This window comes from Mycobacterium shunyiense (assembly GCF_058270075.1).
This window is the reverse complement of record NZ_JBZDPU010000001.1, coordinates 18714-42092: the sequence shown is the minus strand read 5'-3', so window position 1 is coordinate 42092 and position 23379 is coordinate 18714. Positions and strand designations below refer to the sequence as shown.

24 protein-coding genes are annotated in these 23379 nt (G+C 66.1%); 18 read left to right on the top strand and 6 right to left on the bottom strand.

The genetic code is table 11. The features are described 5' to 3' along the window. Positions 1-17: 17 nt before the first annotated feature. Complete coding sequence (locus tag AC4ELH_RS00230; RefSeq protein WP_064884485.1) at positions 18-614, bottom strand: DUF3558 domain-containing protein; 597 nt, start codon at positions 612-614, stop codon at positions 18-20. A 162-nt stretch (positions 615-776) separates the two neighbouring features. Between AC4ELH_RS00230 and pptH the strand changes: the two genes are divergently transcribed. The 12 genes from pptH to AC4ELH_RS00170 all read left to right on the top strand — a co-directional run bounded on the left by pptH (position 777) and on the right by AC4ELH_RS00170 (position 12184). Then, positions 777-1736: an ACP phosphodiesterase PptH gene (gene pptH, locus AC4ELH_RS00225; protein ID WP_055113106.1), complete on the top strand. Its 960-nt coding sequence runs from the start codon at positions 777-779 to the stop codon at positions 1734-1736. Beyond that, positions 1733-2407 carry a 4'-phosphopantetheinyl transferase PptT gene (pptT, locus tag AC4ELH_RS00220; RefSeq protein ID WP_448448962.1) on the top strand — a complete coding sequence of 225 codons (675 nt, stop codon included), beginning with the start codon at positions 1733-1735 and terminating at the stop codon, positions 2405-2407. Before pptH ends, pptT begins: the two co-directional genes overlap by 4 nt. Further along, a complete protein-coding gene (gene truB, locus AC4ELH_RS00215) occupies positions 2404-3297 on the top strand; it encodes a tRNA pseudouridine(55) synthase TruB (RefSeq protein WP_082941740.1) in 894 nt (297 codons plus the stop codon). The genes pptT and truB overlap by 4 nt, the downstream gene beginning before the upstream one ends. 83 nt (positions 3298-3380) lie before the next feature. Then, positions 3381-4031: a TetR/AcrR family transcriptional regulator gene (locus AC4ELH_RS00210; RefSeq protein WP_064884286.1), complete on the top strand. Its 651-nt coding sequence runs from the start codon at positions 3381-3383 to the stop codon at positions 4029-4031. A 140-nt stretch (positions 4032-4171) separates the two neighbouring features. Then, positions 4172-5377 (top strand): lipid-transfer protein, encoded by a 1206-nt coding sequence (locus AC4ELH_RS00205; RefSeq protein WP_448448960.1) that lies wholly within the window; start codon positions 4172-4174, stop codon positions 5375-5377. A gap of 94 nt (positions 5378-5471) precedes the next feature. After that, complete coding sequence (locus AC4ELH_RS00200; RefSeq protein ID WP_448448959.1) at positions 5472-5912, top strand: type II toxin-antitoxin system Rv0910 family toxin; 441 nt, start codon at positions 5472-5474, stop codon at positions 5910-5912. Continuing rightward, positions 5909-6784 carry a MaoC/PaaZ C-terminal domain-containing protein gene (locus AC4ELH_RS00195; RefSeq protein WP_448448958.1) on the top strand — a complete coding sequence of 292 codons (876 nt, stop codon included), beginning with the start codon at positions 5909-5911 and terminating at the stop codon, positions 6782-6784. Before AC4ELH_RS00200 ends, AC4ELH_RS00195 begins: the two co-directional genes overlap by 4 nt. Positions 6785-6788: 4 nt before the next feature. Continuing rightward, positions 6789-7661, top strand: coding sequence for an SDR family oxidoreductase (locus AC4ELH_RS00190; RefSeq protein WP_064959958.1), 873 nt, complete (start codon positions 6789-6791; stop codon positions 7659-7661). Further along, entirely contained in the window at positions 7658-8899 is a 1242-nt protein-coding gene (locus AC4ELH_RS00185) for an acyl-CoA dehydrogenase family protein (protein WP_448448957.1), read from the top strand. The genes AC4ELH_RS00190 and AC4ELH_RS00185 overlap by 4 nt, the downstream gene beginning before the upstream one ends. Continuing rightward, entirely contained in the window at positions 8896-9729 is an 834-nt protein-coding gene (locus AC4ELH_RS00180) for an alpha/beta fold hydrolase (protein WP_448448956.1), read from the top strand. Before AC4ELH_RS00185 ends, AC4ELH_RS00180 begins: the two co-directional genes overlap by 4 nt. After that, the gene (locus AC4ELH_RS00175) at positions 9729-11339 is read left to right on the top strand and encodes an acyl-CoA synthetase (protein WP_448448955.1); all 1611 of its coding nucleotides are present in this window, start codon (positions 9729-9731) and stop codon (positions 11337-11339) included. The genes AC4ELH_RS00180 and AC4ELH_RS00175 overlap by 1 nt, the downstream gene beginning before the upstream one ends. Then, positions 11336-12184 carry an SDR family oxidoreductase gene (locus tag AC4ELH_RS00170; protein WP_064959962.1) on the top strand — a complete coding sequence of 283 codons (849 nt, stop codon included), beginning with the start codon at positions 11336-11338 and terminating at the stop codon, positions 12182-12184. Before AC4ELH_RS00175 ends, AC4ELH_RS00170 begins: the two co-directional genes overlap by 4 nt. A 5-nt stretch (positions 12185-12189) precedes the next feature. On the opposite strand, the gene AC4ELH_RS00165 is transcribed toward AC4ELH_RS00170, so the two are convergent. From AC4ELH_RS00165 to mntR, 3 genes are all read right to left on the bottom strand, one after another. Beyond that, complete coding sequence (locus tag AC4ELH_RS00165) at positions 12190-13407, bottom strand: SfnB family sulfur acquisition oxidoreductase (RefSeq protein ID WP_498882946.1); 1218 nt, start codon at positions 13405-13407, stop codon at positions 12190-12192. Continuing rightward, positions 13404-14573 (bottom strand): LLM class flavin-dependent oxidoreductase, encoded by a 1170-nt coding sequence (locus AC4ELH_RS00160; protein ID WP_064884305.1) that lies wholly within the window; start codon positions 14571-14573, stop codon positions 13404-13406. Before AC4ELH_RS00160 ends, AC4ELH_RS00165 begins: the two co-directional genes overlap by 4 nt. 97 nt (positions 14574-14670) lie before the next feature. Next, a complete protein-coding gene (gene mntR / locus AC4ELH_RS00155; protein WP_064884307.1) occupies positions 14671-15396 on the bottom strand; it encodes a manganese-binding transcriptional regulator MntR in 726 nt (241 codons plus the stop codon). Positions 15397-15476: 80 nt separating this feature from the next. Between mntR and AC4ELH_RS00150 the strand changes: the two genes are divergently transcribed. The 6 genes from AC4ELH_RS00150 to bla all read left to right on the top strand — a co-directional run bounded on the left by AC4ELH_RS00150 (position 15477) and on the right by bla (position 22144). Further along, on the top strand, positions 15477-16463 hold the full coding sequence (locus AC4ELH_RS00150) for a bifunctional riboflavin kinase/FAD synthetase (RefSeq protein WP_064884309.1): 987 nt from the start codon (positions 15477-15479) through the stop codon (positions 16461-16463). A 121-nt stretch (positions 16464-16584) separates the two neighbouring features. Next, entirely contained in the window at positions 16585-16854 is a 270-nt protein-coding gene (rpsO, locus tag AC4ELH_RS00145) for a 30S ribosomal protein S15 (RefSeq protein WP_055113116.1), read from the top strand. Between the two features lie 10 nt (positions 16855-16864). Beyond that, positions 16865-17365 carry an LppU family putative lipoprotein gene (lppU, locus tag AC4ELH_RS00140; RefSeq protein ID WP_448457122.1) on the top strand — a complete coding sequence of 167 codons (501 nt, stop codon included), beginning with the start codon at positions 16865-16867 and terminating at the stop codon, positions 17363-17365. 304 nt (positions 17366-17669) lie between these two features. Further along, a complete protein-coding gene (locus AC4ELH_RS00135; protein ID WP_448449092.1) occupies positions 17670-19922 on the top strand; it encodes a polyribonucleotide nucleotidyltransferase in 2253 nt (750 codons plus the stop codon). Between the two features lie 29 nt (positions 19923-19951). After that, complete coding sequence (locus tag AC4ELH_RS00130) at positions 19952-21241, top strand: M16 family metallopeptidase (protein ID WP_064884315.1); 1290 nt, start codon at positions 19952-19954, stop codon at positions 21239-21241. Between the two features lie 18 nt (positions 21242-21259). After that, positions 21260-22144, top strand: a complete 885-nt coding sequence (gene bla, locus AC4ELH_RS00125) for a class A beta-lactamase (protein ID WP_448449093.1) — start codon at positions 21260-21262, stop codon at positions 22142-22144. Here bla and AC4ELH_RS00120 read toward each other — a convergent pair. Both AC4ELH_RS00120 and AC4ELH_RS00115 read right to left on the bottom strand, forming a co-directional pair. After that, on the bottom strand, positions 22136-22606 hold the full coding sequence (locus tag AC4ELH_RS00120) for an Hsp20/alpha crystallin family protein (protein WP_448449094.1): 471 nt from the start codon (positions 22604-22606) through the stop codon (positions 22136-22138). The two genes, bla and AC4ELH_RS00120, sit on opposite strands and share 9 nt — an antisense overlap. A 127-nt stretch (positions 22607-22733) precedes the next feature. After that, the gene (locus tag AC4ELH_RS00115; protein WP_064884489.1) at positions 22734-23288 is read right to left on the bottom strand and encodes a DUF4334 domain-containing protein; all 555 of its coding nucleotides are present in this window, start codon (positions 23286-23288) and stop codon (positions 22734-22736) included. Between the last annotated feature and the right edge of the window lie 91 nt (positions 23289-23379).

Sequence of the window (23379 nt, the reverse complement as noted above, 5' to 3'; positions counted from 1 at the left end):
CTCGGACTCGGCGGCGCTCAGAACTTGTAGTACGGCGCGAGTTCGTGGGCCCGCTGCAGGTTGACCTGCAGGCAGTCCGGCCGATCCGGGGAGTGGACCGGCGAGTAGAACAGCGACTGCTGGATGAGGCCGTAACTGGTCTTGAACGCGATCATGCAGGTGACCCACCACCGATCGTTCCAGTCGGTCGGCTTCATGATCCAGTACTGCGCCGCGCGGTGACCGTTCACGTCCAACTCGACCGCGTCGGCCGGAATGGTCTGCTCGTAGGTGCGCCACACGAACGCCTCGACGGCCATCTGGTAATTGCCGGCGTCGTAGTGGCAGCGCAGGCTGTCCTCAGGCTCGGGCGGGGTGTAGGCCAGGCCGATCCGCTGGACCGCGTCGAACGGGATGTCATTGCACGGATCGAACGGTGAGGGGTCCGTGGTCTCGACGACCGGCCACTTGATCGTGGTGGACACGTTGGTCATCGGGAGGTCGGTGACGTCGAGTCGGAGCGGGCCCGAGTCTGCGCCTTGGGTCTGGTTCGGCTGCCACGCCACGAGCACCGCCGCAACCAACGCCGCAACCAGCCCTGTCGAAGCCGAAAGTAGGCGCAACTTGGCGGCCATCACACCCCCTCGTAGTTTGGTGGCAAAACCGTTCCCCGGCTTGCGGGGAGTGTAGCGGTCTGTCGCGACGGACTCGACCATAAACGAGAACCTGTTCTAGTTGTCAACGGCCTGCTGTCGCGCCGCCCGGTTAGGCTGGTCCGTTGTGGTGGTGCAACTGTGATGATTGATCACGAATCAAGGGACCGGCAGCCGGTTCTGTGGGCGATCAGCGACCTGCATACCGGTCACAACGGGAACAAGCCGGTGACCGAGTCGCTGTATCCGGCCTCGCCGGACGACTGGCTGATCGTCGCGGGTGATGTCGGGGAGCGCACCGATGAGATCAGATGGGCTCTGGACCTGCTGCGCAAGCGGTTCGCGAAAGTCATCTGGGTTCCGGGCAACCACGAACTGTGGACCACGAACAAGGACCCGATGCAGATCTTCGGCCGGTCCCGCTATGACTATCTGGTCGACATGTGCGACCAGATGGGTGTCATCACTCCCGAGCACCCGTTCCCGGTGTGGACCGAACAGGGCGGCCCGGCCACGATCGTGCCGATGTTCCTGCTCTACGATTACACCTTCCTGCCCGAGGGAGCCTCGAACAAGGCCGAGGGGTTGGCCATCGCCCGGGACCGGAACGTCGTCGGCACCGATGAGTTCCTGTTGTCCAGTGAGCCCTACGCGACCCGCGACGCCTGGTGTCGTGAACGGGTGGCGGCCACCCGCAAGCGACTCGAAGACCTGGACTGGATGACCCCGACGGTTCAGGTCAACCACTTTCCGATGGTCCGAGAACCCTGCGATGCGATGTTCTATCCGGAGTTCTCGTTGTGGTGCGGTACGACGGCCACCAGGGACTGGCACACCCGCTACAACGCGATCTGCTCGGTATACGGCCATCTGCACATTCCACGCACCACGTGGTACGACGACGTGCGCTTCGAAGAGGTTTCGGTCGGCTATCCGCGGGAGTGGCGTCGCCGCAAGCCCTTCCGTTGGCTGCGCCAGATCCTGCCCGACCCCAACTACACGCCCGGGTATCTCAACGAGTTCGGCGGACACTTCCAGATCACGGCCGAGATGCGTGCCCACGCACAGCAGATGCAGGAGCGCATCAAGGCGAGGCGCGCATGAGCGACACGTTGTTGGGGCAGGTGCTGCCTGATATGCCGGACAAGCTCGCGGCGGCCGAGATGTACGACGACCCGCCGGGTTTGACGGCGCTTCCGGAGGAGGCGGAACTGGTGGCCCGTGCGGTGGCCAAGCGGCGTAACGAGTTCACCACGGTGCGCTACTGCGCCCGCCAGGCGTTGGGCGAGCTGGGCGTGGGTCCGGTCCCGATCTTGAAGGGGGACAAGGGCGAGCCGTGCTGGCCCGACGGCATCGTCGGTAGCCTGACGCACTGTCAGGGCTTTCGCGGGGCGGTGGTCGGCCGGGTCGGCGGTGTCCGCTCCGTCGGCATCGACGCCGAACCGCACGACGTGCTACCCGACGGGGTGCTGGGCGCCATCTCCCTGCCGTTGGAGCGCTCCGAGCTGGGTGGGCTGCCCGACGGTTTGCACTGGGACCGAATCCTGTTCTGTGCCAAGGAGGCTACCTACAAGGCGTGGTACCCGTTGACCCATCGCTGGCTCGGGTTCGAAGATGCCCACATCACGTTCGGGGTGGACGGGTCGGGCACCGCCGGAACATTCCGCTCCCAGATCCTCATCGACCCGGCCGCCGAACACGGGCCGCCGCTGACCGCACTCGACGGCCGCTGGTCGGTGCGCGACGGCGTCACGTTGACGGCGATCGTGCTGTGAGCCGACCGGTTCCGGACCCCGGTTTGGTGATCGTCGACAAGCCGGCCGGAATGACCAGTCATGACGTGGTGGGTCGGTGCCGGCGACTGTTCGGCACCCGCAAGGTCGGTCACGCCGGCACGCTCGACCCGATGGCGACCGGTGTGCTGGTGGTGGGGATCGAACGCGCCACCAAGATCCTCGGCCTGCTCACCGCTACCGACAAGTCGTATTCGGCAACGATCCGGCTGGGACAGACCACCACGACCGAAGATGCCGAAGGTGAAGTGCTGCAGTCGGTCTCAGCTGCGAGCGTGACCGACGAGCAGATCGAAGCCGCCGTCGCGACGCTGCGCGGCGACATCGAGCAGGTGCCCTCGGCGGTGAGCGCCATCAAGGTCGGCGGTCAGCGGGCCTACAAGCTGGCGCGTGAGGGGCAGACTGTCGAGTTGGCCGCCCGGCCCGTACGCATCGGCCGGTTCGAGGTACTCGCCGTCCGGCGGGTGGACGACTTCGTCGACGTTGATGTCGAGGTGGACTGTTCCTCGGGCACCTATATCCGCGCCCTGGCTCGCGATGTCGGTGTGGCGCTGGGTGTTGGTGGGCATCTGACGGCCCTGCGGCGCACCAAGGTCGGTCGGTACGGCCTCGACGAGGCCCGCACCCTGGACGAGCTCGCAGAGGAGGCGCGGCTGAGCTACTCGCTCGACGAGGCCTGCCTGGTCGGTTTTCCGCGCCGCGACCTGACCGACGCGGAAACCGAGGACACGCGGCACGGCCGGGCGCTGACCCCCGCCGGGATCGACGGGGTCTACGCTGCCACCGCGCCCGACGGGCGGGTCATCGCACTGCTGCAGGACGGCACGTCGCGCACCAAGAACGTCGTGGTGCTCCGGCCGGCGACGCTGTAGGTGACTGTTGCGACGCTACATGCAATCAAGTCGGTATGTTAGGTCCATGCTGACCATTACCCTGGTCGGCTAGGATTCGGGCGATGTCAGCAGTGGTCAACGGGCAGGCCAAGCGGCGCACGCAGGCTGAGCGCAGCGCTGCGATGCGGACGCGCCTGCTGGATGCCACGGTTGAGTGCCTGGTCACCTACGGGTACGCGGGCACCACCACGCAGCGGGTCGCAGAGGTCGCGGGCGTCACGCGCGGCGCCCAGGTGCACCACTTCCGGTCCAAGGAAGACCTGGTGGTGGCGGCGATCGAGCACTTGGCCGAGCAGCGAGTCCAGGCCGCGGTTCGTGATCTCGGGCGAGCGGCCGGCAGTCCGGATGCGGTGTCGACGATGCTGGACTACCTCTGGGAATCGCATCAAGGTCCGATTTTCGTTGCCACGCTGGAACTCTGGGTGGCAGCTCGCACCGACGCGGTGCTGGCGGCGCAGATCGAGCGCGTCGAGCCGATCGTCAACGGTGCGCTGATCGCAGCATTGGCGCAACTGGTGCCAGACCGGGCTGCGCAAAAAGAACTGCGAGACCTGGCGTATACCGCCATGGACGCACTGCGGGGGATTCTGTTGTCCAGTTTCGCCGACCGCAACCCGGAGCGCGCCAAGAAGCGCTGGGACCGGGTGTGCGTCCAGTTGCGCGGCATGCTCACCGAAGCTCTGGGTGGCGAAACCCTGAGCGTCGACAACTGACCGCAGACTCCACTTCGTAACGAGCCTTCGGTCTCTCCACCTGCCATCTTCTGGTGAACCTCGGACGGTCCAGCAGACCCTCTTGTTAAGATACAAACCAGTTGGTATGTTTCTGACATCGCACAGAAAGTGAGGGTTTGATGCCCAACAAGGTGTATGTGATCGGTGTCGGGATGACGAAGTTCGAGAAGCCCGGCCACCGGACCAACGACGACGGGTCGGCGTGGGATTACCCGGATATGGCTCGCGAATCTGGCTCGAAAGCATTGGCGGACGCGGGGATTGACTACCGCGAGATTCAGGAGGCCTACGTCGGCTACGTCTATGGGGAATCGACCTCAGGGCAGCGGGCCGTCTACGAACTCGGGATGACAGGTCTTCCGATCGTCAACGTGAACAACAACTGTTCGACTGGATCCACCGCGTTGTATCTCGCGGCGCGGGCGGTGCGGAGCGGCATGGCCGACTGCGCGCTGGCGCTCGGTTTCGAGAAGATGCAGCCTGGCTCCCTCGGGTCGACGTACGACGATCGCGAACAGCCGATGGCCAAGCATTTCCTGGCGCTGGCCGAGATCTCCGAAGTGTTGTTTCCGCCGGCGCCCTGGATGTTCGGCGCTGCCGGGCGTGAACATATGAAGCAATACGGTTCCACCGCAGAGCATTTCGCCAAGATCGGTCACAAGAACCACAAGCACTCCGTGAACAACCCGTACGCCCAGTTCCAGGACGAGCACAGCCTCGACGACATCCTCGGTTCGCGGATGATCTACGACCCGCTGACCAAGCTGCAGTGCTCACCGACCTCTGATGGGTCCGGAGCGGCGATCCTGGCCAGCGAGGAGTTCGTCGACAAGCACGGACTGTCCGCCCGGGCCGTGGAGATCGTCGGTCAGGCAATGACCACCGATTTCGAGAACAGCTTCGACGGCACCTGTAAGGCATTGATCGGCCATCACATGAATGTCGCTGCCGCCCGGCAGGTTTACGACGAGTCAGGGCTTGGCCCCGAAGATTTTCAGGTCATCGAACTCCACGACTGCTTCAGCGCCAACGAACTGCTGCTGTACGAGGCGTTGGGTCTGTGTGGCGAGGGGGAGGCGCCGAAGCTGATCGACAACGGCGACACCACCTATGGCGGGAGGTGGGTAGTCAATCCGTCCGGCGGGCTGATCTCGAAGGGCCATCCTCTCGGTGCCACCGGCCTGGCGCAATGCGCCGAACTCACCTGGCAACTGCGCGGCACCGCCGACAAACGTCAGGTCGACGGCGTCACCGCCGCATTGCAACACAACATCGGCCTCGGCGGCGCCGCCGTCGTGACCGCTTACCAGCGCGCCGAGCGCTAGAGATTTCCTCCGCGAGCAGACGTGAAAGCACCCGGTTCTACGGCATGTCGGGTGCGTACACGTCTGCTCGCCCAACAAACAGGAGAAACGAACAATGGGACACATCGAAGCAACCCGTGACCTGACGGCTGGACCGGACGCACTGTGGGCGACCGTGTCCGATCCGCAGACCTGGGACAAGTGGTTCACCGTCCACGACAAATGGCTCGAGGAGCCGCCGGCCACGTTGACCGCCGGGGCGAAGCTCAGCGCCAAGATCGTCATGCTGGGCATGGCGAACAAGATCGACTGGACCATCGAATCCGTCGACGCACCCAACAGCCTCGTGCTTTCCGGCGCCGGTATGGCCGGCGTGAAGGCGAAGTTCGCGTTCACCATCGACCCGACCGGCACCGGGTCCCGCTTCACCGTCAGCGGTGACTTCGAAGGCGCGCTCGTCAAGGGTGCGCTGGCAAAGGCCGTGGAGAAGGACGGTGTCAAGCAACTCGACAAGAGCCTCGATGCGCTCGACGCGTTGGCATCGGCGGCGGCATGACCGCGATCGAGGAAGAACTGGTATTCGACGACAGCGGGCTGAACACCTGGACCGACGAGGAGCGGTTCGAGGTCACCAGTGAACGTCTCGCCGAATATGCCGCGGCCACCAACGATCCGATCCCGGCGCACCGCTCCGGTGACATCGCTCCTCCGGTGTTCGCGATCGTTCCGGTGTTCGAGGCGCTTTTGGTTCCCGCGGTCGACGTGTTGCCGGTCGAACTCATCCCAAGGGTGGTCCACGGCGAACAGGACTTCCATTTCCACCGGCCGATCCGGCCCGGCGACAAGCTGGTGTCACGCGGGAAGATGATCGGCTACGAGGGCCTGGAGAACGGAACCCGTGCAGCGATCTACCTCGAATGCCGCACGGAGGATGGCGAACTCGTCAACGAACAATACGTCACCACGTTCGTGCGGGGCTTCGACGCCGGCAAGACGATGGGGGAGTTAAGCCCGAGTCACCGGTTCGACGAAACGTTGCGTGCCGGCGCCCCGGTAGCGACCGTCGTCCAACACGTCGATGATGACCAGACATTCCGGTACAGCCCGGCTTCGGGCGACCCGATGCCCATTCACCTCGACGAGGAGGTGGCGAGGGATGCCGGTCTGCCCGGCATCATCGCGCACGGCCTTTGCACCATGGCGTTCACGTCGTGGGCCGTGCTCACCGAAGTGGCGGGATCGGATGTGAACCGACTCAAGCGATTTGCGGTGCGGTTCTCCAAGATGGTGCTCCCCGGCGACGACCTAGAGACCCGCATCTGGTGGAAGGGGTCGTCCGACGGTGTCACGACATACGCATTCGAAACCGCCAGGGGCTCCGATTTCGTCATCACCGACGGCCTGGCCGAAATAGCCGAGGAGGCATAGCAAGATGGGTGCATTGGAAGGACGCGTCGCGGTCATCACCGGCGCGGGTCGCGGAATCGGGCGGGAACACGCCCTGCTGTTCGCGTCGGAAGGGGCCAGCGTCGTCGTCAACGATCTGGGCGGCAGCAACGCCGGCGAGGGCACAGACGCCGGGCCGGCGCATGACGTGGTCGCGGAGATCCAGGCTGCCGGCGGCAAGGCCGTGGCCAATACCGCGAACGTTGCCACCTGGGATGGGGCGAAGTCCTTGGTACAGCAGGCGATCGACGAGTTCGGTCGGCTCGACGTCGTCGTCAACAACGCCGGAATACTGCGAGACGGATTCATCCCGACGATGGCCGAGGCGGACTGGGACGCGGTGATCGCCGTTCACCTCAAGGGGCACTTCTCGGTACTGCGCCACGCGGCCGAGTACTGGAAAGCCCAGTCGAAGGCCGGCGACCAGCCCAACGCAGCGGTGATCAACACCGCATCGGGCTCGGGGACCACGATCCCGAACGCCGGACAGGCGAACTACGGATCGGCCAAGGCGGCGATCGCCGCGCTGACTCTGGTAGCCGCCGACGAGTTGGAACGCTACGGCGTCCGGGTGAATGCGATCGCGCCGATCGCTCGGACCCGACTCACCCTGGCGACCCCCGGGATGGGCGCGCTGATGGCGGAACCCGAGGACGAGGGAGAGGCCGACCTGTTCAGCCCGGCCAACATCTCACCGCTCGTCGCCTACCTCGCGACGGAGAAGTGTCCGGTCACTGGTCGGGTGTACGCCGTTCAGGGCGGGGCGATCTCGCAGTTGGCCGGCTGGCACGACGTCGAGACCATCGAGACGGACGGTCTGTGGCAGATCGACGACATCGCCGGACGGCTGCCGTCATGATCGAGTGGTCCGACACCGATGTGATCATGCGTGACACGGTCCGCGAGTTCATCGACAAGGAGATCCGGCCGCATCTCGACGGGCTGGAGAGTGGTGAGCTGTCGCCGTACCCGTTCGCCCGCAAGCTGTTCAGTGAGTTCGGGCTCGACGTGATGACGGCCGAGGCAGTCAAGGCCATGCTCGACAAGGAGCGCGAACGCGGAGTCGGCGAGCGCCGGCAGTCCTCCGGCGGCATGAGTGGTCTCGGCGAACAGGCCTCGATGGCTGCGGTCATGGTCGCAGAGCTGGCCGGGGTCAGTATCGGGCTGCTCAGCACCGTGGGGGTCAGTCTGGGGCTGGGAGCGGCGACCATCATGAGCCGTGGCACCTTGGCTCAGAAGGAGCGGTGGCTGCCGGAACTGATGACGCTGGAAAAGGTTGCGGCCTGGGCGATCACCGAACCCGATGCGGGATCGGATGCGTTCGGCGGTATGAAGACCTACGTCAAGCGTGACGGTGCCGATTACATCCTGAACGGACAGAAGACCTTCATCACCAACGGCCCCTGTGCCGATGTGCTGATCGTCTACGCCAAGCTGGACGAGGGCAACGCCGGGACTGACCGGCGGGACCGCCCGGTGCTCACCTTCGTGCTGGACTCCGGCATGCCCGGCCTGACCCAGGGCAAGCCGTTCAAGAAGATGGGCATGATGTCCTCGCCCACGGGTGAGTTGTTCTTCGACAACGTGCGGATCAGCCCCGATCGCTTGTTGGGGGAGACCGAATCTCACTCCGGAGGCGACGGACGCGACAGTGCGCGAGCGAATTTCGCCGCGGAGCGTGTCGGGGTGGCGTTGATGTCGTTGGGCATCATCAACGAGTGTCACCGGCTCTGCCTGGACTATGCGAAGACCCGCACGTTGTGGGGTAAGAAGATCGCCGAGTTCCAGTTGATCCAGCTGAAGCTGGCCAAGATGGAGATCGCGCGGATCAATGTGCAGAACATGGTGTTCCAGACGCTGGAACGGCTGAAGTCTGGCTCGCTTCCGACGCTTTCGGAGGCCTCGGCGATCAAGCTCTACTCGTCGGAGGCCGCGACGGAGGTGGCCATGGACGCCGTTCAGTTGTTCGGCGGCAACGGCTACATGGCCGAATACCGCGTCGAGCAACTTGCGCGTGACGCCAAGTCGCTGATGATCTACGCGGGCAGCAACGAGGTGCAGGTGACTCACATCGCGAAGGGGCTGCTCGCGGGATGATCGCCGCAAACCGCGCTCACTTCGGCGGGGTGGGCACCAGAGTGCTGTCGGTGCCGGGCAGCGGGACCCCGGTGGTTCTGCTGCACGGCTACGCCGACAGTGCTGACACGTGGCGTGCGGTGCTCACGCGCTTGGAGGCGCTCGGACACAGGGCGCTCGCGGTCGATCTGCCCGGCTTCGGCCAGGCGGATCCGCGCCGCGCCGGCCCCTTGCGGCCGCAGTTCGATGCCTTCGCCGACGCACTTCTGGCCGAGACCGGACCCGTCGTCCTGGTGGGAAACTCGCTCGGTGCGGCGACGGCGCTCGGTGCGGCGGCCCGAAATCCGGACCTGGTCACGGCGGTCGTCGCGCTGAACGATCCGCTCAATGCCCGCCACTGGATCGCCAAACTAGCCCGAAAGCGCTCCATCCCCGCAGGGTTCTGGTCATGCGTGGCACGCGTCCCGGTTCCGGCGCGTACGCTGCGCTGGCTCACCGTTACCGCTGTGCCGCGGGTGCTGTACGGCCCAGGGATCACCGCCGATCCTCAGGTCGTGGCCTATTGGTCCGGTTTGGTGTCGGGGGCGTCCGATGTCGCGGCGTTGGGGCGGGATGCCTTCCAATATGCGCATGAGGCGCTGGGTGGTCACCACGGTATCCGGGTCGGCTGCCCCACCGTGGTCGTGCACGGCGCGCGTGACCGGATCATTCCTGTCAATGCCAGTCAGACACTGCACCAACAGATTCCAGGAAGTGAGCTCGTCGTGCTGTCCCGATCGGGTCATTGTCCACAACTCGACGATCCTGATGCCGTGGTTAGGATCATCACAGAGATCGGTGTAGCCGCGTGATGGGCGTACTGCATCAGCTGCGCGATGTCGTGGCGGCCGCTGTAGTTCTGCAGCGTCGCGGTCTGGTCGACCTGAGCGATCCCCTTGCAGCGCTCCGTGCGTCCCATGCCTTACGCAAGTACGGGTCGTTCGGCGGCCTGATCACCCACGCCGCTGCGCGATACGGCGACACGACTGCACTTGTCGACGAAGCCGGAACCCTGAGCTTCCGCGATCTGGAACGAACGTCGAATGCGTTGGCCCGCGGACTGTCCCGCAAGGGAGTCGAAGCGGGATCGGTAGTCGGCGTCCTCGAACGCAATCACCGGGGACTGATGCTCGCACTGGCGGCGGCGGGCAAGATCGGCGCCAGAGTGGTACTGCTCAACACCGGATTCGCAGCACCGCAGCTGGCCGACGTCTGTACGCGGGAGAGTGTTTCGGCGGTTGTCGCCGATGAGGAGTTCACAGCACTACTCGACGCGCTGCCGCCAGGTATCGAGAAGATCGTCGGATGGGCTGATGACGCAACGACGCGTAGCACGTTGGATACCGTCGCGCAGGACGAGTGGACCGATCCGTTGCCCGCGCCGGGCAGGCTCGGTGGGATGGTCTTGTTGACCAGCGGTACCACCGGAACGCCCAAGGGCGCACCGCGAAACAAGGTCAGCCCGTTGCAATCCGCCCAGTTGCTCGACCGGATCCCGTGGCCGGCCGGCGGGGCCTACTGTGTGGCGGCACCGATGTTCCATGCCACTGGGCTGGCGACCTGCTCGCTGGGACTTGCACTGGGCAACCGCGTCGTGTTGTCCCGCCGATTCGAGCCCGAGGACACACTTGCGTCGATCGAGAACCACCGGGCGGGCGCGCTCATCGTCGTGCCGACGATGTTGCAGCGAATCCTCGACCTGGGTCCCGATGTGCTCGGGCGCTATGACACCTCCTCGCTGGAGGTGGTGTTCGCTGCCGGTTCTGCGCTTTCGCCAGACCTCTGCCGGCGCACGGCAGACGTGTTCGGCGACGTGCTCTACAACCTGTACGGGTCGACCGAAGTCGCTGTCGCAGCCGTCGCCACCCCCAGCGAACTGCGGGCGGCCCCGGGCACCGTGGGACGTCCACCGGTCGGATGCGCCGTGGCCGCCTACGACGAGCAACGCCGCAGGATCACCGAACCCGGGTGTAGCGGAACGCTTTTCGTGTCCAGCGGGCTGAGCTTCTCGGGGTACACCGACGGTGGACACAAGGAGATCGTCGACGGTCTGTTGTCCTCGGGGGACACCGGGCATTTCACCGCCGACGGGTTGTGGTTCGTCGACGGTCGTGACGACGACATGATCGTCTCCGGGGGAGAGAACGTCTTCCCACTCGAGGTCGAGAACCTGCTCGCCGACCACCCGGCGGTGGTCGAATCATGTGTCCTCGGCGTGGACGACGATGACTTCGGAAAACGATTGCGAGCTTTCGTGGTTCGCAATCCGGATTCTGATCTGGATGCCGATGGTGTCAGGACGTATGTCCGTGCCGGGCTGGCCCGGCACAAGGTTCCCCGGGACGTGATCTTCGTCGACTCGTTGCCGCGCAACGAGACCGGAAAAGTCCTCAAAGGAGCGTTGCGGAAGGAGTTCCGATGAATACGACCCCATTCGGAAGTGGACAGGTGGTGGCGATCACCGGCGGTGCGCGGGGGATCGGCAGGGCGACCGGGGCGGCGTTTCTGCGCGCCGGTGCGCGGGTCGCACTGGGCGACATCGACGCCGAGTTGGTCGAGAAGACGGCGGGCGAACTCGTCGAGGCGACCGGGGGTGTGGTGTGCGGGCTGCCGCTCGATGTCACCGACCGGGCATCGTTCTCGTCGTTTCTCGACGCGACCCAGGAACGGCTCGGCCCACTGGGCGCGCTGGTGAACAACGCAGGCATCATGCCGACCGGCGAGTTCACGCAGGAGGACGACGACATGACCGACCGGATGGTCGCGATCAACCTGAGTGGTGTCCTCTACGGATCGAAGCTCGCTGCGAACCGGATGGCCGGGCGCCGTGGTCACATCGTCAACGTGGCGTCGCTGGCCGGTGTGAGCGCCTTTCCGGGATTGGCCACCTACTGCGCCACCAAGCACGCGGTCGTGGGGTTCTCCGAGGCGCTGCACCTCGAACTGGCCGCTACGGGAATCGGAGTCACCGCGGTGCTGCCCGGCGTGGTGCACACCGAACTGTCTGCCGGGCACAGCACTCCGAAATGGATTCGGCCGATCGCTGAGGTCGAACCCGAGGATGTCGCGGCTGCGATCGTCTCCGCAGTAGGAAGCCGCAAGAACACGGTTGCGGTACCTCGGGCCCTGGGCGCGATGATCAAAGTCGCCTCCGGCCTACCCGACAGCGTGCGGCACCGACTCTCCCGCACTGCCCATTTCGACACCGCATTCACCCATGTCGACGCGGAAGCACGGGCGGCCTACCACCGGCGTCTCGACATCTGAGGGCCTCAAAGCTGGCCGTGGCGAGGCGGTTTCGTGCCGGAGAGCGTGTAGTTGCCGATGTGACGGATCTTCCAGCGGGTCGCGTCGTGCAAGGTGTGCGTGCGCGCGTCACGCCAGTAGCGCGACAAGTTGCCCGACGCCGACGCGCTGCGGGTCCCGCCGAATTCGAACAATGCGCTGCCCGCTTCCACCGCGGCGCGGGCGGCGGCCACCTTGGCGATCGCCACCGCGATCGAGGCCGCCGCCGCGCTGTCCTCGGTGAGATCGGCCCGGGCCGCGTCGACCCGGAGGGCCGCCTCGGCGAGTAACGCTTGCGCGCCTCGCACCGTCACCGTCAGCTCACCGGCGGCCTGTACGAGGGTCGGGTCTTCGACGACGCTGGACACCGACGCCTCGAAATGCGGACGGGCGTTGGCCGCCTGACGCACCCCTTCCTCCAGCGCGGCCGTCGCGATGCCCACATCGAGAGCTGCGTGCAGCAGCTGAGCCCGCGCCCCGTAGACCGTGGGCCGCGTGAAGATCGGGCTGAACTCGACGACGTGCTCCGCCGGCACCTCGACGGCATCGAGCGTGACGGTGCCCGAGGCCGTGGTCCGCTGGCCCATGCCATCCCAGTCGTCGACAACTTCGACCCCGTGGGCATCGCGTGGGACGAACGCGATTGCCTTGGGGGTGGCGGCCGTCGGCACCAGCCCCGAGCCATCCGAGCGCGACGCCCGCACGATCAGCCAGTCGGCGAACAACGCCCCCGTCGAGTAGTACTTGCGGCCGTCGAGTACATAGCCCGGGCCCGAGGGGGTGAGCGTCGTGGTGTCCACGTCGACGGGATGAGGACCCCGTTCGGACTGGGCATTGGCGAACAGCGCCCCATCCAGCACCAGGCCGTAGAAGTACGCCTGCTGCTCCGGCGTGCCCTGCAGACGCAAAGCCTCCAGGAACGTGAAATGCGAATGCGGAATCTGGCCGATCGACGGGTCGCCGTGCGCGATCAGTCGCAGCACCTCGGCGAGCACCGACACGGGCACGTCGAGCCCGCCGTACTCGGCCGGCACCGTCACGGCCAGCAGCCCCGATTCCTTGAGGGCCCGCACCTGCTCGTGCGGCAGGGCCCGGTGCGCGTCACGGGCGCCGGCCTCCTCGGCGAACGAACTCGACAGCTGCGCCGCGGCGGCTAGCGCGGCCCGGGCCGAGGAGATGCGGGTAGCGCCGGCCAGATCGGTCATCGCGGTGTACCGACGAACGGGATCGAGGCGGGCGCACCGGCTTGTGCGCCTCCGCCGAACAGCCCGCGCTCGCGCAGGATCGGCACCACGCCCTCGCCGAACCAGAACAGCTCCTCCAGATGCGGATAGCCGGAAAAGATGAACTCGTCGATACCGATCTCGGCGTACTCGGCGATCCGGTCGGCGACCTCGGTGTGGGACCCGACCAGCGCGGTGCCTGCCCCGCCGCGCACCAGCCCGACGCCCGACCACAGGTTGGGGGCGATTTCCAGGCTGCGGGCGTCGCTCCAGGTGCCGTTGGCGCGGTTGCCCTCGTGCAGGGCACGCATGCGTTTCTGGCCCTCGGACTGGCTGCGCGCGAGTCCGGCCTGTGCGGCGGCGACGGTCTCCTCGTCCAGGGCGGCGACCAGCCGATCGGCCTGGGCCCACGCCTCCTCGGAGGTGTCACGCGAAATGGTGTGCAGGCGGATACCGAAACGCAGCTTGCGTCCCTGCTCCTCACCGAGCGCCCGGATCCACTCGATCTTCTCCCGCACCGCGGCCGGGGGCTCGCCCCAGGTCAGGTAGACGTCGGAGTGCCGGGCCGCCACCGGTCCGGCCGCCTGCGAGCTGCCGCCGAAGTACAGCGGCGGTACCGGGGTCGGGGGCAGGGCCAGCGAGGCCTCCTCGACGTCGATGTACTCACCCTTGTGGGTCACGGTCTCGCCGGCCCACAACCGGCGCACCACGTCGAGGAACTCGTCGCAACGCGCATACCGGGCGTCCTTGTCCAGGTGGTCGCCGAAGGCCCGCTGCTCGTGCGCCTCGCCGCCGACGACGACGTTGAGCAGAATCCGGCCGGGTGCGTGCCGGGCGAACGTCGCAGCCATCTGAGCCGACAACGTCGGGCTCACCAGACCTGGGCGGAACGCGACCAGGAACGCCAGCGACGTCGTCTCACGGGCCAGCAGCGCCGCGGTGATGAAGGCGTCCTCGCACCAGGCACCCGTCGGGATCAGCGCGCCGGTGAAACCGAACCGCTCGGCCGAGCGGACGATCGACGCCAGGTAGTCGATCGAGGCCTCGCGGTCACCACCGGCAGAACCGGCGGGCGTGCCGTGGCCGCCGCCGACGATGAGCCGGCTGTCGCCGTAGGTGGGTAGGAACCAGTGCAGAGAGACAGTCACGAACAGGACATCTTGGTGTCGAATCGGCTGTTGCACACGGGTAAAAATCGCGCTGATCCAGACACCTGTCAGGGTCGCGGTGTCGTGGAGCGGCAGATCAGCTCGCGACGACCCAGATTGCCTCGGCAGCCGGATTGCCCAGCTCGACCTGGACGCTGGTGTCGTCTCCCGTGGCGGTGGCGCTACCTGGATTTCCCGGGTTCTCGATGGCCACCGAGATGACGCCGGCGAAATCGCGCCGCGCCACCACCCGGACCCGTGAATCGAGGCTGATCCCGACGCTGTCGAAATACCGCAACATCTCCGGATCGGCATCGGAGATGCGGGCCACCGTACCGGCGTCGCCGTCCTGGCACGCCGAGAGCTGGCGGGCCGGCGGGGTGGGCACCTGGCCATCGGCGGCCGGGATCGGATCTCCGTGCGGATCGCGCGTCGGGTGGCCCAGCTTGGCGTCGATCCGGTCCAGCATCCGGTCACTCACGGCGTGCTCGAGGATCTCGGCCTCGTCGTGCACCTCGTCCCAGCCGTAGCCCAGCTCCTGGACCAGGAACGTCTCCATCAGCCGGTGCCGGCGGACCATCGCCAACGCCGCGCGCCGGCCGGCATCGGTCAGCGTCACCGCGCCGTACTTCTCGTGGTGGACCAGGCCCTGGTCGGCGAGTTTGCGAATGGATTCGGACGCCGTGGATGCCGACACGCCGATCCGCTCGGCCAGCAGTTTTGTGCTGACCTTTTCGCGAGACCACTCCTGGGCTGTCCAGATGACTTTCAGATAGTCCTGGGCAACCGTGGAGAGGTCTTGGTGGTTACCGTCTGGACTCACAGTAGGAAAGTTTAGGCAATCATCACCTGATCGGGGGATCTAGAGCAGACCGCGTCGCGTTCGGGTCGTAGGCTGATCGCGTGCAGCGCTGGCGTGGGCAGGACGAGATCCCCACGGACTGGGGCAGGTGTGTAGTCACCATCGGGGTGTTCGACGGGGTTCACCGCGGACACGCAGAGTTGATCAGCCATGCGGTGAAAGCCGGCCGATCACGCGGAGTACCGGTGGTTCTCATGACCTTCGATCCCCATCCGATGGAGGTGGTGTTTCCGGGCAGTCATCCGGCACAGCTGACCACGCTGACCCGGCGTGCCGAGCTGGTCGAGGAACTCGGTGTGGACGTGTTCCTGGTCATGCCGTTCACCTCGGATTTCATGAAGCTCACGCCCGAGCGCTACATCCACGAGTTGTTGGTCGAAGACCTGCACGTGCTCGAAGTGGTGGTCGGGGAGAACTTCACCTTCGGCAAGAAGGCCGCCGGGAACGTCGAGATGCTGCGCAAGGCAGGGGAGCGGTTCGGCTTCGCGGTCGAGAGCATGTCGTTGGTGACCGAATCGCTCGATGCCGAGCATCGCGACGAGCGGGTCACCTTCTCCTCGACATACATCCGTTCCTGCGTCGACGCCGGTGACGTCGTGGCGGCCGCCGAAGCGCTGGGCCGTCCGCACCGCGTCGAAGGCGTGGTGGTGCGCGGCGACGGGCGCGGCCGGGTACTGGGGTTCCCGACGGCCAACGTGGCGCCACCGATGTTCTCGGCGATTCCGGCGGACGGGGTGTACGCCGCCTGGTTCACCGTGCTGGGGCACGGCCCGGTGATGGGAACGGTGACGCCCGGTGAGCGGTATCAGGCCGCGGTGTCGGTGGGTACCAACCCGACCTTCTCCGGGCGGACCCGCACGGTCGAGGCATTCGTGCTCGATACCGAGGCCGATCTGTACGGTCAGCACGTCGCGGTCGATTTCGTGTCCCGGATCCGGGGCATGGAAAAGTTCGACCGGGTGGAAGAACTGGTCGCGGAGATGAAGCGGGACGCCGACAAGGCGCGCACGCTTCTGAGTTCACACTGAGGCGGGATTTAATTCGCGGCTCGCCGCGGTGCTAAACTCTGCTCCGATCCGGTGCATGCTGCAGTCCGCGGTGGCTGTGCCGAGAATATGTTCGCGGGACTGAAATGATGGAGTTACTTTCGTGGCGCTTACTGCCGAGCAGAAAAAAGAAATCCTGACCAGCTACGGTCTGCACGAGACCGACACCGGTTCGCCGGAGGCCCAGGTCGCCCTGCTGACCAAGCGGATCTCGGATCTGACCGAGCACCTCAAGCAGCACAAGCACGACCACCACTCGCGTCGCGGTCTGCTGCTGCTGGTCGGCCGTCGTCGCCGGCTGCTGAAGTACGTCGCCCAGGTTGACGTGGCGCGCTACCGCTCGCTGATCGAGCGCCTCGGGCTGCGTCGCTGACGCGGCGTCAGTGCCACCACTTTCCGCGGCTGCCCCTCTGGGGGCAGCCGCGCTACTTTTCCTCGGCGGTCTGACCGCATGCTCGTCCGCGGCGGCCGCGGACATGAAGGCAGGGGACTGCCTGAAGATGAGCGGCACGTACGAGCGCCCGGACTCCAGTCGGGCGGAGTGCGGCAGCGAAGCGTCGAACTACAAGGTCATCTCCACAGTCACCGACAGCGACCAGTGCCCAGTCGACGTCGACACCTATTACTCGGTGCGCAGCGCCTTCAGTGAAGAGACCCAGACGCTCTGTCTGGACATCGACTGGATCGCCGGCGGCTGTATGAGCATCGATCCGGAGAACGACAAAGACCCGTATCGGGTGGACTGCGCGGATTCGTCTGCGCCCCACCGGCAACGGGCCACCGAGGTTCTGCGCGGGGTGTCGAACGTCGATCAGTGCGCTAGCGGAGTGGGCTACGCCTACTCGGAACGCCAGTTCACCGTATGCGTGGAGGACGTGTCCTAGCTGGCACGGATGGCTGTTGGGACGTTGCTCCCGTGTAACATGAGGGCGTTCAGTGGCTGGAATCTGCGCTGAACACAGGGTGCGGCACCCGCGAACTGCGGGCGCTGTTCCTGCGAGTCATATCGGGCCCGCCTGGACGGGCGGTCTTCGGTAGTGGCTGCCGGAACCCCGACACAGGGATCATCTCTGGGGGTTATCCGGCCGCTTCGATCGACGGCCGTAGCCGTATCCAGGGCCCGTGGCGCATCGCCACCGTGACGCCGCGAAAACAGTTGAATGAATTCGAAAGAGGCCAACGGACTCTATGTCTGTAGTTGAACTTGAAGACGGTGTGTTCGAATCCACCGCAACCCTCGACAACGGGAGCTTCGGCACCCGCACCATCCGTTTCGAGACCGGGCGGCTCGCGCAGCAGGCCGCCGGTTCCGTCGTCGCCTACCTCGACGACGAGACCATGCTGCTGAGCGCCACCACTGCCAGCAAGACGCCGAAGGACCACTTCGACTTCTTCCCGCTGACCATCGACGTCGAGGAGCGGATGTACGCCGCGGGCCGGATCCCCGGCTCGTTCTTCCGGCGTGAGGGCCGTCCGTCGACCGACGCGATCCTGACCTGTCGCCTGATCGACCGGCCGCTGCGCCCGTCGTTCGTCAGCGGTCTGCGTAACGAGATCCAGGTCGTGGTGACGGTGCTGAGCCTGGATCCGAAGGATCTGTACGACGTGCTGGCCATCAACGCCGCGTCGGCGTCGACGCAGATCTCCGGCCTGCCGTTCTCCGGCCCGGTCGGCGGCGTGCGCGTCGCCTTGATAGACGGCCAGTGGGTTGCCTTCCCGACCGTCGAGCAGCTGGAGAAGGCTGTCTTCGACATGGTCGTGGCGGGCCGCAAGGTGGGCGACGACGTCGCGATCATGATGGTCGAGGCCGAAGCCACCGAGAACGTGATCGAGTTGGTCGCCGGCGGCGCCCAGGCTCCCACCGAGGCCGTCGTCGCCGAGGGCCTTGAGGCGGCCAAACCGTTCATCGCGACCCTGTGCGATGCGCAGGCTGCGCTGGCGGAGAAGGCTGCCAAAGAGATCGCCGAGTACCCGCTGTTCCCGGATTACGAGGCAGATGTCTACGACGCCGTGGCCGCGGTGGCCACCGACGCGCTGTCGGAGGCACTGACCATCGCGGGCAAGCACGAGCGCGACGACCGCACCAACGAGATCAAGGTCGAGGTGCTCGAGCGTCTGGGTGACACCTACGCCGGCCGTGAGAAGGAGATCGGCGCGGCGTACCGGTCGCTGACCAAAAAGCTTGTGCGCCAGCGCATCCTGACCGACCACTTCCGCATCGACGGCCGTGGCGTCACCGACATCCGGGCGCTCTCGGCCGAGGTGGCCATCATCCCGCGGGCGCACGGCAGCGCGCTGTTCGAGCGCGGCGAGACCCAGATCATGGGTGTCACCACGCTGGACATGGTCAAGATGGCCCAGCAGATCGACTCGCTGGGGCCCGAGACGTCCAAGCGCTACATGCACCACTACAACTTCCCGCCGTTCTCGACCGGTGAGACCGGCCGCGTCGGTTCGCCCAAGCGTCGCGAGATCGGCCACGGCGCGCTGGCCGAGCGTGCGCTGGTGCCCGTACTGCCCAGCGTCGAGGAGTTCCCGTACGCGATCCGCCAGGTGTCGGAGGCATTGGGCTCCAACGGTTCCACCTCGATGGGCTCGGTGTGTGCCTCGACCCTGTCGCTGCTGAACGCCGGTGTACCGCTCAAGGCGCCGGTGGCCGGCATCGCCATGGGTCTGGTCTCCGACGAGGTCAACGGCGAGACCCGCTACGTGACGCTGACCGACATCCTCGGCGCCGAGGATGCCTTCGGCGACATGGACTTCAAGTGCGCAGGCACCAAGGACTTCGTCACCGCGCTGCAGCTCGACACCAAGCTCGACGGCATCCCGTCGAAGGTGCTGGCGGGCGCACTGAGCCAGGCCAAGGACGCGCGCCTGACCATCCTGGACGTGATGGCCGAGGCCATCGACGCCCCCGATGAGATGAGCCCGTACGCACCGCGGATCACCACGATCAAGGTTCCGGTCGACAAGATCGGCGAGGTCATCGGGCCCAAGGGCAAGATGATCAACTCGATCACCGAGGAGACCGGTGCGTCGATCTCGATCGAGGATGACGGCACGGTGTTCGTCGGTGCCTCCAACGGCGAAGCCGCGCAGGCCGCGATCGACAAGATCAACGCCATCGCCAACCCGCAGCTGCCCAAGATCGGTGAGCGGTTCCTCGGGACCGTGGTCAAGACAACCGATTTCGGTGCGTTCGTGTCGCTGCTGCCGGGTCGTGACGGCCTGGTCCACATCTCCAAGCTGGGCCGCGGCAAGCGGATCAACAAGGTCGAAGATGTGGTGAAGGTGGGCGACAAGCTCCGCGTGGAGATCGCCGACATCGACAACCGCGGCAAGATCTCGCTGGTGCTCGTGGACGAAGAGACTGCGGAGAAGGCGGATCCGGCTGCCGACGGCGCCCCGGCCACCGCCGACGCCGCCGCTGCCGAGTCCTGATCACCTCAGCTCGACACAAGGCGTTTGCACTGAATACCACTGATGTCCGCCGGACAGATCTGCCCGGCGGACTCCGGGTGGTCACTGAGTACATCCCGTCGGTGCGTTCGGCATCCGTCGGGGTCTGGGTAGGTGTCGGTTCCCGCGACGAAGGACGAAGCGTCGCGGGTGCCGCCCACTTCCTGGAACACCTGCTGTTCAAGGCCACCCCGACGCGCAGCGCAGTCGATATTGCACAGGCTGTCGATGCCGTCGGTGGTGAGCTGAACGCGTTCACGACGCGCGAGCACACCTGCTACTACGCACATGTGCTCGACTCCGACCTGGAACTCGCCGTCGACCTGGTGGCCGACGTCGTGTTGCGGGGCCGTTGTGCCACCGAGGATGTCGAGGTGGAGCGCGACGTCGTCCTCGAAGAGATCGCCATGCGCGACGACGATCCCGAGGACAGTCTCGGTGACGTGTTCCTGACAGCGATGTTCGGCGATCACCCGGTCGGACGGCCGGTGATCGGCAGCGTCGAGTCCATCGAGACGATGACGCGCGCGCAGTTGCACTCCTTCCACGTGCGCCGTTACACGCCCGAACGGATGATCGTGGCGGTGGCGGGCAACATCGACCACGACGTGGTCGTCTCGCTCGTGCGGCAGCATTTCGGTCCGCGACTGGAACCCGGACGCACCGCGGTGGCACCGCGCAAAGGGGCGGGACGTGTCGTCGGCAAGCCGTCGCTGCTCGTGGTCGACCGCGACGGAGAGCAGACCCACGTGTCGCTGGGCGTTCGCACGCCCGGCCGGCACTGGGAACACCGGTGGGCGCTGTCGGTGCTCAACACCGCCCTCGGTGGCGGCCTGAGTTCCCGTCTGTTCCAGCAGATCCGGGAATCCCGCGGCCTGGCCTACTCGGTGTATTCGACGGTCGACACCTTTGCCGACAGCGGTGCGCTCTCGGTGTACGCCGGCTGTCAGCCCGAGCGGTTCGACGAAGTCGTCCGGGTGACCACCGAGGTGCTGGAAGGCGTTGCCAGAGACGGGATCACCGCCGACGAGTGCCGGATCGCCAAGGGCTCGTTGCGTGGTGGGCTGGTGCTGGGTCTGGAGGACTCCGGATCGCGCATGCACCGGATCGGCCGCAGTGAGCTCAATTACGGCGAACACCGGACCATCGATCACACGTTGGCCCAGATCGAGGCCGTCACCCTCGAAGAGGTCAATGCGGTGGCACATCAGTTGCTGTCCCGCGACTACGGTGCGGCCGTACTCGGCCCGCACCGATCGAAAAAGACTCTGCCGCAACAGCTTCAAACTATCGTCGGCTGACCCGCTAGGCTGGGTCCGATGACGGGACTCTCGCGGCGCAATGTTCTGATCGGTTCGCTCGTGGCGGCGGCAGCCGTCGGAGCCGGTGTGGGTAACGCCGCACCGGCGTTCGCGACTCCGGTAGTTGACCAGATCGCCGAACTGGAACGTCGTGACAACGCCCTGATCGGCTTGTCCGCGACCAATCTGGATTCCGGACGTACACTCACACACCGGCCCGACGAGATGTTCGCGATGTGTTCGACGTTCAAGGGGTATGCCGCGGCGCGCGTGCTGCAGATGGTCGGGCGTGGGCAGATCTCACTGGACAACCGGGTGTTCGTCGACCCGGAGGCGCTCGTGCCGAACTCTCCGGTCACCGAGACCCATGCCGGTTCCGAGATGACGCTGGCGGAGCTGTGTCAGGCGGCACTGCAGCGGAGTGACAACACTGCGGGCAACCTGCTGCTGAAAACGATTGACGGGCCTGCCGGCATCACCGCGTTCGCTCGTAGCATCGGAGATGAGCGCACCCGGCTGGACCGCTGGGAGGTCGAGCTGAACTCGGCGATTCCCGGGGACCCGAGAGATACGTCCACGCCGGCGGCGCTGGCGATCGGATACCGCGAGATCCTGGTCGGTGACGCGTTGAGCCCGCCGCAGCGGCGCCAGCTGGAGGACTGGATGCGGGCCAACCAGACCTCGAGCGTGCGTGCCGGACTGCCGGAGGGCTGGACCACCGCCGACAAGACCGGCAGCGGGGACTACGGCAGCACCAACGACGTGGGGATCGCCTATGGGCCGAACGGGCAACGGTTGCTGTTGGCGGTGATGACGCGGTCGCAGGCCGACGACCCGAAGGCCGACAACCTGCGTCCGCTCATCGGTGAGTTGACCGCGCTGATTCTGCCGGCGCTACTCTGAATGTTCGGCGGATTCGATTGCGGTCGAGCCGTTCTCGGTGTCCTGGATTGCGATCTGGCGGGCGCCGGCGGGGTTCTGCGACAACGGCACGCGTACGGTCAGGATGCCGCGCTCGTAGCCGGCCGTGATGTTGTCCTCATCGGCCTCGGCGGGCAGCGTTACGGTGCGCAGGAACGAGCCGTAGGAGAACTCCGACCGCGCGGTGGTGTCGGCGCGCTCTGAACGCTCGGCCTTCACAGTCAGCTGGCCGTCGGCGACAGTGATCTGAACGTCGTTGGCCGGATCGATACCGGGGATCTCGGCCCGCAGTTCGTAGTGGTCCTCGGTGACCTCGTCCTCGATGCGCATGAGGTTGCGCTTGAAGATCGGACGCAGGCGGGGGAACGGGGTGATGCCGGCGAAGAACTCCGAGAGCTCGGGCAGCAGTGGGCGGGGCTGGTGCGCGACGGGCAGGTTGACCATGGGTGACTCCTCAGTCCTGGAACGTCGATCGGAGGAAAAGACCTTGTAACGCTTGCCCTTTCGATCCAAGCACCGACGTGGAGCCACTGGCCGAATGTGTGGTTAACAGCGCGCGTACGCGTGGCTGCTAGGTCACCCGCATCGAGTCGTCTCGCTGTAGGACGAAGAAATACGGCTTGCGGGAGTTCCGCAGGTCCATCGCCCCGATCACGGTGTCGTCGGACAGCCGCCGGAACACGTCGTTGATGGGTAGCTGGTCGTAGACCATCGTCGCGGTGTCCACGCCGCGGTACCGGGTGGTGCGCAACCTGGCCTTGGGCGCGCGGGTCTGCAGCAGGGGCCGCAACGCCGCGATCGGCCCTGTCATCGACCGGTTCCGAAGCAGAGGGATTTTGGTCGACACCCCGAGGCCGCCGAATGCCAGCAGCGGGTTGAGGGCCCACAGCGAGGTGCCGTCGCCGGTGGGGAACAACAGGGGGTGCACGGTCTCGGCATCGACGAACTGCTTGCCCCACCAACCGCTGGCCGCCAGCAGACCATCCATCGGATGTCCGGTCGGGAGTTCGGCGCCGTGCCAGGTGCCGAGCATGAACTCCGGCTCCACAGCCTCGGCCGCGTCGAAGATTGCCAGCGCCTCGGCGGTGGTCGTCGGCACGGTGGGTAACAACTGCTGCAGCAACATGGACACCACCATACTTGACACGTGTCAAGTTTGACCCTGTCGGGGTGTCAACCGCCCGGCCGAAGGGATCGGCCGGGCGATCGCGAGGGGT